Here is a 12,166-nt window from a genome sequence, read left to right as displayed (position 1 = left end):
CTGCACATGCAGTGCTTCAAAAGTCCATTGGAACGGGCAAATCGAACAGGATTCGTCCGACCGAACTGGAATGGAAACTCAAACGCCGGCGTTTTTGCGACGCCGGCGTTCTTTTAAATCATGCGGCGTTGAGCTTCTTCTCCGCAGCTTCGGCGGCATGTTCTGCCGTGATGCCGAAATGCTTGTAGAGATCGTTGATCTCGCCTGATGCGCCGAAGCCCTTCATGCCGATGAATATACCGTTTTCGCCGATGAAGCGTTCCCAGCCGAGCGAGATTGCCGCTTCGATGGCCACCTTGACCGGTGCATCGCCGATGGTCGCCGTCTTGTAAGTGTCGCTCTGCTGTTCGAAAAGCTCGAAGCAAGGAACGGAAACAACACGGGTGGCAATGCCTTTGCCTTCCAGAAGGTCACGAGCCTTGAGCGCGATTTCCACTTCCGAACCGGTCGCGAAGATCGTCACTTTGGCATCCTTACTTGCCGCAGCAAGCTCATAGGCACCGAAAGCCGAAAGATTTTCATCGCGATGTTCGGTGCGGACCGTCGGCAGGTTCTGGCGGGTCAGAGCCATCGTCGACGGCGTCTTCTTCGAATGCAGGGCGATCTGCCAGCATTCAGCCGCTTCGACAGCGTCGGCAGGGCGGAAGACGTTATGGTTTGGAATGGCACGCAGCACTGCAAGGTGTTCAACCGGCTGGTGGGTCGGACCGTCTTCACCAAGGCCGATGGAGTCATGCGTCATCACGTAAACGACGCGGATGCCCATCAGCGAGGAAAGGCGCATGGCCGGACGGCAATAATCCGAGAAGGTCAGGAAGGTGCCGCCGTAAGGGATCAGACCGCCATGCAACGTCATGCCGTTCATGGCCGCCGCCATACCGTGCTCACGGATACCGTAATGGACGTAACGCTGGCCGTAATCTTCCGGCGTTATAGCCTTGGTCTGGCTCGTCTTGGTGTTGTTCGAACCGGTGAGGTCAGCGGAACCGCCAATGGTTTCCGGCACGACACCGTTGATGACTTCCAGCGCCATTTCCGAAGACTTGCGGGTTGCGACCTTCGGCTTGTCGGCGGACAGCTTCTTCTTGTACTCGATGATGGTTTCATCGAAGTTGGAAGGCAGGTCGCCACGCATCCGGCGTTCGAATTCAGCGCGGGTGTCCGCGTTGGCAGCAGCGAAACGCTTTTCCCATTCCTGACGCTTCTTGGCGGCATTCAGACCGGCCACGCGCCAGCCGTCCAGCACTTCTGCCGGAACGACGAAAGGTTCAGCGCTCCAGCCGAGCGCCTTGCGGGTTGCTGCGATTTCTTCGGCACCAAGCGGTGAGCCATGCACCTTGTTGGTGCCAGCCTTGTTCGGAGCACCGAAGCCGATGGTCGTCTTGCAAGCGATCAGCGTTGGCTTTTCGGAAACCCTGGCCAGTTCGATAGCCTTGGCAATGGCATCCTGGTCGTGACCGTCGACAGCAATTGTGTTCCAGCCGGAAGCGGCGAAGCGGGCAGGCTGATCGGTGTTGTCGGAAAGCGTGACCGGGCCATCGATCGAGATGTTGTTGTCGTCCCAGAACACGATCAGCTTGTTCAGCTTCAGATGACCGGCAAGCGCGATGGCTTCCTGGCTGATGCCTTCCATGAGGCAGCCGTCGCCGACAATCGCATAGGTGTAATGGTTGACGAGGCTGTCGCCGAACTGTGCATTCAGGATGCGCTCGGAAAGCGCCATGCCAACGGCATTGGCGATGCCTTGTCCGAGCGGTCCGGTCGTCGTTTCGATACCGGCGGCATGACCATATTCCGGATGGCCTGCCGTGCGCGAACCGAGCTGGCGGAAATTCTTGATCTCGTCGATGGTGATATCTTCGTAGCCCGAAAGATAAAGCAGCGAATAAAGCAGCATCGAGCCGTGACCTGCAGAAAGCACGAAACGGTCGCGATCCGGCCAATGCGGGTTCTGCGGGTCGTGCGAGAGGAAACGGGTATAAAGCGTCGTCGCTATATCGGCTGCACCCATCGGCAGGCCGGGATGGCCCGAATTGGCTTTCTCCACCGCGTCCATAGAGAGGAAGCGGATTGCGTTGGCCATCTGGTTTTGTTTGTCGGAATTGGTCATGGTCTCAGCCGTCTTTCCTTGGAAGGGTTTAACGGGGTTGCGGCGATGCCTTTTGCCTGAGCACGATCCGCATCCAAAACGGCGTCATGCGTTTCGGGATCACGCTCCAGAAGGCACCGGGACACATAGCACCTGCGTATAAGGAGTCAATAAACCGATGACTTTTGGGCAATAAACTGTCCGCGACTAATCGATTGAGTTGTGTGGAAAGCTGTAGAACAATCACCGAAAAGCCGTTTTTGCACCGATAACGGTGCATGAACGTTCACATAAGCCCCTCATTTGTTGCTTATCTGACGGGCGATTATTACAATCTTTTCAAAGATGCCCGTCCGGCAGGCGCGATTCGATGCCCAGAATTGGCCCGCGAATTGGCATTGGAAAGGATATGGATGGCACCCGAAACGACCCTCAGGCAAGTCTTGGAACGGCTGGAAAAGGCACTCAATACGCTTGAACAAGCGGTCGATCTGCGGCTGGACAAGGAAGGCGATTTCGCCGAGGCCGAGGAGGAGGTGCAGCGTATGAATGCGGATCGCAGCCGTCTCGCCCAGGAACTCGATCAGTCGGAAGCGCGTGCCGAGCGGCTGGAAGCTGCAAATCGCGAAGTTTCGCGCCGCCTTGTGACAGCGATGGAGACAATCCGCGCCGTTCTGGACCGATAGGAGGCTACCATAGCGACCGTAACAGTTACCATTGATGGCAAAGCCTATCGCATGGCCTGTGACGAAGGACAGGAAGAGCACCTGTCCGGACTTGCCGACCGTTTCGATCAATATGTCACCCATCTCAAAACCTCCTTCGGGGAGATCGGCGATCTGCGACTGACCGTCATGGCCGGGATCATGGTCATGGACGAGATGGCCGAGATGCAGAAGCGCATCAACGGTCTGGAAAGCGAAGTCGAAACGCTGCGCCGCGCCCGTGATGAAGCGCTTGGTCGCGCCGATAGCAACGATGCGGCCTTGACCGGCATGCTTTCGGATGTAGCCTCGCGCATCGAGCAGGTGGCTTCACGCATTGCGCCGAGAAGCAGCTGATCCTGTTTTGGATTTTTCTGAAAAGATTTCCTGTTGACCTGGTGCAAGCCACTGGTGTTCCCGTCTGGCAGGTACTATATTGGCCCTTGGCGAACTGCGCTTCCCGACAGGTGTAACAGCATCCCCGGGGCCTTATTGATCTCTAAGGGAGCTGTCCCTGTGAAGGCTTGCGGGCTTTCGCATATGGCGCCCACCTACTTTGTAGGTTCCCGGGATCAATCACTACCATCGGTCGTCGTGGTCGCCGCTTTCTTTCTTTGGCCTGTCGCAGGACAGTTAAGAGCTTGATCTGACGGACAATTTGTTCGTAAACATGCGCAAAGCTCCAACAATCTGCGCATCTTGATGAAATCTCCAGAAACAGCATCGCCCGATTCATCGGAAAGACTGGCCGTCGCGATACCCATCGCATTTGTTTATGGTCTTCTGCTTTATATCATGATCTGGTCGCGCCACTATGTGGACGCGATGCCGGTCGTTGCAGGCCTGATGCTGCTGCCGATGGCTGTCGCCAGCCTTGCTTCCAGCCTCTCCGATCCCCGTGCCCAAAAGAGCCTGTGGCGACATGTTCGCGTGGGATGGGCCATTATCGCCGGGCTTGTTGTCACCAGCATGGTCCTTTTTCATGAAGCCGGGATTTGCGTGGCCATGGCTGCTCCTTTCTTCATGGTGTTTTCGGCACTGGGTTCGGCTGTGACCTTGTGGATTATCCGGCAGTTTCGCTCGCGTCGCACCACGGCGCTGGTGATCGCGCTGCCACTGCTCGTTCTGCCAGCCGAACTTCAAATGTCCTACACGCCGCATGATGGTGTTGTGACGACCGTGATCGAGATCGCGGCGCCGCCGGAAGTCGTCTGGCAGCAAACGGTTGAAATTCGCAATGTGCGCCCGGACGAGCTGTCTTGGACGTTCAGCCATGGCATAATTGGCGTGCCGCAGCCGTTGGACGCAAGGCTGAACGGCACGGGCATCGGCGCGGTGCGTGATTTGCAGTGGACACATGGTGTCAATTTTCAGGAAATCGTGACCCAGTGGGAAGAAAACCGGCTTCTGGCATGGGATTTCCGCTTCGGTCCGGGTTCCATACCGCCCGAGGTAGAAGCACATATCAAGGTCGACAGCACCTATCTGAAGCTGGCGCAAGGGGATTATCGTCTCGAACCGCAGGCGAACGGCCATACGCGGCTCACGCTGACAACCCGTTATCAGATCGCAACTCTGATCGATTTCTATTGTGATCTGTGGGGCAAACTGTTCCTGAATGACTTCCACGGCGTCGTCTTGAAGGTCATCCGCGACCGTTCAGAGGAGATCGCGCGCAGGACGAGCGGGATCACTTGACGGATCGGCTCAATACGGTTCCACTGCTTGATGAAGCACGGCAGCAGGGAGTGGCTTGGAATGACGGCGACGGAGCATAGCCCCGGTTTGGAAAAGCAGGAGCTTAGGCGCAAGATTCTGGCGGTTCGCGATGCGCTTGATCCGCGTTTTCATTATGAGGCTTCCCTGGCAGCAGCCAAAAAGGGCGAAGCCGCAATCGACGTTCCCAAAGGCGCGCTGATAGCGGGCTACTGGCCAATCCGTTCCGAAATTGACCCGCGCCCATTGTTGTCGGCCCTTCGCGCCAAGGGTGCGCGACTTTGCCTCCCCGTTGTTCTGGATAAGGAAACGATTGCCTTTCGCGAATATCTGCCCGATGCCAGATTGCGTCAGACGGGTTTCGGCACAATGGGTCCGGGAGAAGATGCGCCGCTGGTTGATCCTGCGATCATGCTGATGCCGCTTGCAGGCTTCGACCGGCGCGGGCATCGGCTTGGCTACGGTGCGGGACATTACGATCGCGCGCTGGCGCGTTTCACGGAGCGCGGCCTGCAACCGCTTCTGATCGGCATGGCCTTTGACTGCCAGGAGGTCGAGCGTGTGCCCGATGAGCCGCACGATATCGCGCTCGATCAGATCCTGACCGAGAGCGGCTTGCGTTCGCTTGGCGCAGGTTTATAAGGCAATCCCATGAGATTGCTTTTTCTTGGTGATATGGTGGGCCGGTCGGGCCGTACCGCGGTATATGAAAAACTGCCGGGGCTGATTTCCGATCTGAAGCTGGACTTCGTAATCGTCAACGGCGAGAATGCCGCGGGCGGTTTTGGCATTACGGAAGAGATTTTCCACGATACCATTCGTGCGGGCGCTGACGTCGTCACGACCGGCAATCACGTCTGGGATCAGCGCGAGGCGTTGGATTTCTCCAAGCGCGAAGACCGTTTTCTGCGCCCGGCAAACTTCCCGAAAGGCACGGCCGGAAAAGGCGAGGGGCTTTACATCGCCAAAAACGGTGCCCGGGTTCTGGTGTCGAACGTCATGGGTCGGGTGTTCATGCATCCCGATCTCGACGATCCTTTCATCGCGGCGGAGAAAATTCTGGAAGCCTGTCCGCTTGGCGAGCAAGCCGACGCGGTCTTCTTCGATTTCCACGCCGAAGCGACGAGCGAAAAGCAGTGTTTCGGCCATTTTGTTGATGGTCGTGCGAGCGCTGTTGTCGGAACGCACACGCATGTGCCGACGGCAGATTGCCAGATATTGCGCAACGGCACAGCCTATATGTCCGATGCAGGCATGTGCGGCGATTACGATTCCTCGCTCGGCATGGACAAGGAAGAGCCACTCAACCGTTTCCTGTCGAAAGTGCCGAAAGGACGTTTCGAGGCGGCAAATGGCCCGGCGACCGTCTGTGGTGTCGGTATGGAGATTTCAGACCGCACGGGACTTGCCGAAAAGGCTGCCCCCTTGCGCATCGGGCCGCATCTGGAAGAAACCATTCCGGCATTCTGGCGATAACGTCTTATTATGCTTTGAAGCATGATGTTATCTATAATCGGCCAGCTATTGTCGACTGGTGGCTTTCTGCCAGTTGAACGGACTTTTCGCGTTACTATCTCCTTGCAACGAGTTTTTTTGCAAGGGGACGCAGCTTAATGGATTTTTTCACCGAGTATCTGGGATTTCTTTCGACCCCCGCCGGCTGGGCCGCGCTGGTGACACTGGTGACGATGGAAATCGTCCTCGGTATCGACAACCTGATCTTCATCTCGATCCTCACCAACAAGCTTCCCGCCTCGCAGCAGGCTCGCGCCCGGCGTATCGGTATCGGTGCGGCACTCATTTTGCGTCTGGCGCTTCTTTTCACGATCTCGATTATCGTCCAGCTCAAGGACCCGATCTTCGAGGCATTCGGCCATGGTTTCTCCTGGCGTGATCTCATCCTGATTGCTGGCGGCCTGTTTCTTGTCTGGAAAGCGACCAAGGAAATCCACCACACGGTTGATCCCGACGACGGCAAGGAGAATATCGGCGGCAAAGTGGCTCAGCTCACCATGAGCGCTGCCATTGTTCAGATCCTCATCCTCGATCTGGTCTTCTCGGTGGACTCGATCATCACCGCTGTCGGCATGACCGACGAAATCGCCATCATGGTGATTGCCGTGGTCGCAGCCGTTACCGTCATGCTGCTTGCAGCCGATCCGTTGTCGCGCTTCATCGCCGCGAACCCGACCATTGTCATGCTTGCGCTGGGCTTCCTGCTGATGATCGGTATGACGTTGATCGCCGATGGCTTCGGCTTCCACGTGCCGAAGGGATATATCTACGCTGCCATGGGCTTCTCGGCGCTGGTCGAAGCGCTCAATATGCTGGTACGGCGAAAGCGCAAGAACCAGCATTAAAGCTATAAAAAGCCACCCGTATCAGCACGAAACGGGTGGCCTTGCTAATTTAACGCCGTGAAACTGGTCCGTTGTGGCAATTCTTGTACAGAGGTTCGACCATTCGCACCGCTCGCAGGCTTTGCGCAATGCGCCTTTTGCAAAGGCGCCGCGCATTACGGCTAGCCGCTCCGCATCAAGTTCAAAAGCTTGCTGCGTAGAAAGCGTCTGGCCGAGAAGTTCGCCCACAGCCTCCAATGCCAGCCGGTCGCGCTCGCGGATGCTCGCTTCGTAACAATGACAATCGCCCCCGCAAAGCAGGGGCGCGCAGATGTCGTCCGGGCCGTCGACCAGAAGGATATCTTCCCCTTCGCTTAACCGCCCGGCAATCCTGTCGTAGTTTTCGACGAAAGCCGGGCTGTAGCCTTTACCGACATAAGTCAGCATACAAAGGAGGTGATGTCCGCGCAGGCGTACTGTCACCTGAACGTCACCTGGACGATCAGGCTTTGCCGTTGTGGGCGACGGCCTTGAGGATCGCAGCACCAAGGGCTGACTTGATCAGGGCGCCGACGAGGAATGGTGTCACGCCGAAGGCAACGGCCTTTTCAACACCGATGATGCTGGACAGCCAGGCTGCACCAAGAGCGAGGCAGATCACGTTGGCAGCAAGGAACGAAACAAAGGCGAGACCGACGCGATTTCCGTTCCAGCCACGTTCAGCCATATAGCCAGTCAGGGCGGCGATAATCGGAAACGATACGAGATAGCCTGCGGTCGGGCCTGCAAAATGCGGAAGGCCACCAGCGCCACCTGCGAGAACCGGAAGGCCGAGCATGGCTTCGCCGAGCCAGGCCAGAACAGTGGCCATGCCGAGACGCCAGCCATAGAGCGCACCGATCAGCGGAACGATCAGGGTCTGCAGCGTGATCGGGACTGGAATCATCGGCACTTCGATCTGCGACGATACGGCGAGAAGCAGCGTGCCGAGCGCTATAGCGGCAAGGCGCATCGCAGGGGAGCGGGATTCCAGATTGAGCGGGCTGAAGGATGGACGCGTCTGGGTGATGGTCGTCATGACTTCCTCAAATTATAGATAAAATTCAAATTCGATCTATATCTTCTTAGCGTCCCTGACAATAAACGCAAGAGGTGGTGCAAACAGAACGGTGCGTAGCGTTTAGAGTGGAGCGCAGAGGCTCGATTCCGCAACTTGGATTGCGCGCGAATAATCTTGATCGGGAAGACAGGAATGGTGTTGCTTGCAAGGGGAAGCCGCCGTCAAGCAGCCTCTGTGTCAGCCGACGATCGCGAACGAATCACGGGTCTTGCCCGATGCTGTTTTGACTGGGCGATGTCCAATCCATTGCACATGGCGGGCGAGAATCGTAACCGCGCTCTCGATATCGTTTTGGCGCAGCGCTCGCAATATCGCGCGATGGTCATGGTCGGTGCGGGTCTCCCATTCCGAGCGCCATGTGGCGAAGAGAAACCGGGCGCTTGCAGCGTGGAGATCATCGATGGCTGCAAGCAGACGCGGCATGTTGCACGGTTCGAGTATGAGCCGATGGAAGCGGCGGTTGGCGTCTTCCCAGCTTCTGACATCACGTGATTTGTCACCTTCCAGTGTGGCCTGTTCGGCGGCATCGAGCGTTGCCTGCGTGATGTGCGGCGCGGCATGACGCAGCGCCAGAACTTCCAAAGCGGCCCGCATCTCTGCCACTTCCTTGATCTCGCCGATGTCGAACGACGCAACCCGCACGCCGCGACGCGGTTCTGACACGGCAAGTCCCTGGGCCTCCAGCCGCCGGAAGGCTTCACGGACCGGCACATGACTGGTCTCGAATTCTTCGGCGATGTGATCCTGCCGCAGTTTCGTGCCTGGCTCGATTTCGCCGGCGATGATGCGGTCGGCTAGAATGCGGCTGATGCGGGCTGCGATGGTTTCGCTTGGGGTGTTCTGGGCGGGCTGAATCATGAATTTATAGATAATCTGCTTTGCCTGACGGGTCGAGCGATATTGCTTTTATTGACAGGGAATCGATGTTGGCAGCGCTTTTGCTGGACGAATGGGCCCGAATTCCTTATAACGCCGCCATTCTGCACGGAAAGCACTGTGGCCCGCTTGCGGCCCTTCTCTGCTTGATCTCTGTTTCATGCGTGACGCTTTCTCCGTGCACAGCATTTTAAACAGAACAGGGGTGCCATGGCCGGCCATTCACAGTTTAAGAATATCATGCACCGCAAGGGTCGTCAGGATGCGGTGCGGTCGAAAATGTTTTCCAAGCTCGGGCGCGAAATCACCGTTGCGGCCAAGCAGGGTCTGCCTGACCCGACGATGAACCCGCGTCTGCGTCTGGCGATCCAGAACGCCAAGGCGCAGTCCATGCCGAAAGACAATATCGAGCGCGCCATCAAGAAGGCCGCCGGTAATGACGGCGAGAACTATGACGAAGTGCGTTATGAGGGCCGTGGCCCCGGTGGCGTGTCGGTTATCGTCGAAGCGCTGACGGACAATCGCAACCGTACGGCATCGAATGTGCGCGCAGCCTTTACGAAGTCGGGCGGTGCACTGGGCGAAACCGGTTCGGTGTCCTTCATGTTCGACCGCGTTGGCGAGATCGTCTACAAGACCTCTGTCGGCGATGCTGACAAGGTTATGGAAGCTGCTATCGAGGCAGGTGCCGAGGACGTTCAGTCCGGTGAGGAAGAACACATCATCATCTGCGTATTCGAAGATATTGGCGAAGTGTCGAAGGCTCTGGAAGCTGCTCTGGGCGAAGCCGAATCGATCAAGACGATCTGGAAACCGCAGACCAATACCGAGCTGGACGAAGAAAAGGCGCGTTCCGTTCTCAAGCTTCTCAATACGCTTGAAGACGACGACGATGTGCAGAACGTTTATACGAACTTCGAAGTCAGCGACGAAGTGATGGAAAAACTGAGCGCCTGATTTGGTTCTCAGAATTAACTCTGAAAAATCCCGGCTTTGTCCGGGATTTTTTGTGTCTCGTCGAGCAGGAAATCAGACAATAAAAAACCCCGCCGAAGCGGGGCTTTTCAACCAGATGCAATATCGAATTAGATACCGAGATTGCCAAAACGGCTCTTGAACTTCGTAACCCGACCGCCGCGATCGAGCAGGGTCTGCGAACCGCCCGTCCAGGCTGGATGGGTGGTCGGGTCGATATCGAGGTTCATCGTATCGCCTTCCTTGCCCCAGGTCGAACGGGTCGTGTATTCGGTGCCATCGGTCATCACGACCTTGATGGTGTGGTAGTCGGGATGGATATTGGCTTGCATCTTCTCAATCCTGAAAGTCTGGGGAGAAAAGCCAGCTTTGACTATCAAAACTGCGGCACTTTCGCCCAATGGCAGATATGAAGACCCATTACCTACAGGCAACGGCTTCCAAAAGGGTTGGCGAGCCTATACATCAGGCGCACGGCAATAACAAGGGCGCAATCATAAGAATGGCCGATCGAGATACTGAAATTGATATGAATCACGAATTGACTGCTGAAGAAAGTCGCAAACGCCGCACGCTGAAGCCTCTGAAGAGAGTGATGCCGTTTCTGGCGCCCTATAAGGGGCTGGTTGCGGGCGCGCTCTTCTCTCTGGTTCTGGCGGCGATGACGACCCTTGCGGTGCCTGTCGCACTGCGTCGCATGATCGATCATGGCTTTACCGGTTCGAACGCCATTTTCGTCAATAATTACTTCGGCATGCTCGTGATGCTGGCGCTGGTTCTAGCGCTGGCATCGGGGCTTCGCTATTTCTTTGTGATCTCGCTTGGCGAGCGGGTGGTGGCCGATCTGCGCAATGCGGTCTTTTCGCATGTGACGGCACTTTCGCCGGAATTCTTCGACCGGTCGCAGTCAGGCGAAATCGTTTCCCGCCTGTCTTCCGACACGACACAGATCAAGTCGGTGGTCGGAGCTACGGCATCTGTCGCGCTGCGCAACATGATTCTGGGTGTTGGCGCGCTGGTGATGATGGTTGTGACGAGCCCGAAGCTTTCCGCGCTGGTTATTGCCGCTATCCCGATCATTGTCGTGCCGCTGATCGCCTTCGGACGCTCTGTGCGCCGCCGTTCCCGCATGACGCAGGACATGCTTGCAAAGGCCAATGCCTATGCCAGCGAACAGATTGGCGCGATGCGCACGCTGCAGGCTTTCACCAACGAGAACATGGTGGTCGGGCGATTTGGCAGCGCGGTGGAAAAAGCCTTTCAGGCGGCGCGTTCCTCCATTCAGGCACGGGCAGTCCTGACGGCTTTCGCCATTTTCCTGATTTTCTCCAGCATTGTTGCGGTACTTTGGTTTGGTTCGCGCGATGTGCTAGCGGGCACGATGACAGCCGGTACGCTCGGTCAGTTCGTGCTCTATGCGGTGTTCGCGGGCAGTTCCTTCGGAGCCTTGTCGGAAGTAGGCGGTGAACTGGCGCAGGCGGCCGGTGCGACGGAGCGGCTTGTAGAAATTCTGGACGAACAGCCGGGCATTGCTGCGCCAGCCCGACCCATTGCCATGCCGATGCCACCGCGCGGCGAGATCGTGTTCGATTCCGTGCATTTCTCCTATCCGACGCGCCCAGATGCACCGTCGCTCAACGGCGTCAGCTTTACCGTGAAGCCGGGCGAGACGGTTGCGATTGTCGGGCCCTCGGGTGCTGGCAAGAGCACGATCTTTGCGCTGGTCATGCGCTATTACGACCCGCAGTCCGGCAATATCCTGATCGACGGCGTGGCCTTGCCCGATGCAGATCCCCAGGCAGTTCGCGCTCGTATCTCGACCGTGCCGCAGGATGTTGCGATTTTCGCCACCAGCATACGCGAGAATATAGCCTTCGGCAGGCCGGGAGCGAGCGACGAGAAGATCGTGGCGGCGGCAAAAGCGGCTCTTGCGCATGATTTCATCATGGTGCTCGACAAGGGCTATGACACGGAGGTGGGCGAACGCGGCGTGACACTTTCCGGCGGTCAGCGCCAGCGCATCGCCATTGCGCGGGCAATCTTGCGTGCTGCGCCCATCCTGCTCCTTGACGAAGCGACGTCAGCGCTCGACGCCGAAAGCGAAATGCTTGTGCAAAAGGCTCTCGACGGTTTGATGGCTGATCGCACGACGCTTGTCGTCGCGCACCGGCTTGCAACAGTGCTCAAGGCTGACCGCATTATGGTGCTCGACCATGGCCATATTGTTGAAGAGGGCACACATCAAAGCCTTGTCGAGAAGGGCGGCATCTATGCCCGTCTCGCCAAGCTGCAATTCGAGGCAGGTGCAGGAGCCTTCACCGCCAAATGAACGGGGAGGGCGTTGCCC

General features: G+C 57.4%; 13 protein-coding genes and 1 other RNA gene. 9 read left to right on the top strand and 5 right to left on the bottom strand.

The genetic code is table 11. From position 1 onward, the window contains the following. Positions 1–118: 118 nt before the first annotated feature. The gene (tkt, locus tag CQZ93_RS11530) at positions 119–2,110 is read right to left on the bottom strand and encodes a transketolase (protein ID WP_105542675.1); all 1,992 of its coding nucleotides are present in this window, start codon (positions 2,108–2,110) and stop codon (positions 119–121) included. Positions 2,111–2,502: 392 nt separating this feature from the next. On the opposite strand from tkt, the gene CQZ93_RS11525 reads away from it, so the two are divergent. The 7 genes from CQZ93_RS11525 (at position 2,503) to CQZ93_RS11495 (ending at position 6,869) form a co-directional block, all read left to right on the top strand. Next, positions 2,503–2,775: a DUF4164 domain-containing protein gene (locus tag CQZ93_RS11525; RefSeq protein ID WP_010661399.1), complete on the top strand. Its 273-nt coding sequence runs from the start codon at positions 2,503–2,505 to the stop codon at positions 2,773–2,775. 9 nt (positions 2,776–2,784) lie between these two features. Next, entirely contained in the window at positions 2,785–3,150 is a 366-nt protein-coding gene (locus CQZ93_RS11520; RefSeq protein WP_105542674.1) for a cell division protein ZapA, read from the top strand. An 88-nt stretch (positions 3,151–3,238) separates the two neighbouring features. Then, positions 3,239–3,397: non-coding RNA, 6S RNA (gene ssrS, locus CQZ93_RS11515), on the top strand. A gap of 98 nt (positions 3,398–3,495) precedes the next feature. Continuing rightward, positions 3,496–4,491, top strand: a complete 996-nt coding sequence (locus CQZ93_RS11510; protein ID WP_105542673.1) for an SRPBCC family protein — start codon at positions 3,496–3,498, stop codon at positions 4,489–4,491. Between the two features lie 60 nt (positions 4,492–4,551). Then, positions 4,552–5,151 carry a 5-formyltetrahydrofolate cyclo-ligase gene (locus CQZ93_RS11505; RefSeq protein ID WP_105542672.1) on the top strand — a complete coding sequence of 200 codons (600 nt, stop codon included), beginning with the start codon at positions 4,552–4,554 and terminating at the stop codon, positions 5,149–5,151. A gap of 9 nt (positions 5,152–5,160) precedes the next feature. Continuing rightward, on the top strand, positions 5,161–5,985 hold the full coding sequence (locus CQZ93_RS11500) for a TIGR00282 family metallophosphoesterase (RefSeq protein ID WP_105542671.1): 825 nt from the start codon (positions 5,161–5,163) through the stop codon (positions 5,983–5,985). A 137-nt stretch (positions 5,986–6,122) separates the two neighbouring features. Then, positions 6,123–6,869, top strand: a complete 747-nt coding sequence (locus tag CQZ93_RS11495; protein WP_105542670.1) for a TerC family protein — start codon at positions 6,123–6,125, stop codon at positions 6,867–6,869. 21 nt (positions 6,870–6,890) lie between these two features. Here the strand turns inward: CQZ93_RS11495 and CQZ93_RS11490 are convergent, their stop codons facing one another. From CQZ93_RS11490 to CQZ93_RS11480, 3 genes are all read right to left on the bottom strand, one after another. After that, positions 6,891–7,331, bottom strand: a complete 441-nt coding sequence (locus CQZ93_RS11490) for a DUF1284 domain-containing protein (protein WP_105542669.1) — start codon at positions 7,329–7,331, stop codon at positions 6,891–6,893. 19 nt (positions 7,332–7,350) lie between these two features. Beyond that, the gene (locus CQZ93_RS11485) at positions 7,351–7,926 is read right to left on the bottom strand and encodes a biotin transporter BioY (protein WP_105542668.1); all 576 of its coding nucleotides are present in this window, start codon (positions 7,924–7,926) and stop codon (positions 7,351–7,353) included. A 219-nt stretch (positions 7,927–8,145) separates the two neighbouring features. Next, positions 8,146–8,826, bottom strand: a complete 681-nt coding sequence (locus CQZ93_RS11480) for a GntR family transcriptional regulator (protein ID WP_105542667.1) — start codon at positions 8,824–8,826, stop codon at positions 8,146–8,148. Positions 8,827–9,054: 228 nt separating this feature from the next. Here CQZ93_RS11480 and CQZ93_RS11475 point away from each other — a divergent pair, with 228 nt between their 5' ends. Then, positions 9,055–9,801, top strand: coding sequence for a YebC/PmpR family DNA-binding transcriptional regulator (locus tag CQZ93_RS11475; RefSeq protein WP_105542666.1), 747 nt, complete (start codon positions 9,055–9,057; stop codon positions 9,799–9,801). A gap of 128 nt (positions 9,802–9,929) precedes the next feature. Here CQZ93_RS11475 and rpmE read toward each other — a convergent pair whose 3' ends face one another. After that, positions 9,930–10,151, bottom strand: coding sequence for a 50S ribosomal protein L31 (gene rpmE / locus CQZ93_RS11470; RefSeq protein WP_105542665.1), 222 nt, complete (start codon positions 10,149–10,151; stop codon positions 9,930–9,932). A gap of 68 nt (positions 10,152–10,219) precedes the next feature. On the opposite strand from rpmE, the gene CQZ93_RS11465 reads away from it, so the two are divergent. Then, entirely contained in the window at positions 10,220–12,148 is a 1,929-nt protein-coding gene (locus CQZ93_RS11465; RefSeq protein WP_181153343.1) for an ABC transporter transmembrane domain-containing protein, read from the top strand. The last annotated feature ends 18 nt before the right edge of the window (positions 12,149–12,166 follow it).

This window comes from Ochrobactrum vermis (genome assembly GCF_002975205.1).
Taxonomy (GTDB): domain Bacteria; phylum Pseudomonadota; class Alphaproteobacteria; order Rhizobiales; family Rhizobiaceae; genus Brucella; species Brucella vermis.
This window is presented reverse-complemented; position numbering and strand designations above follow the sequence as displayed.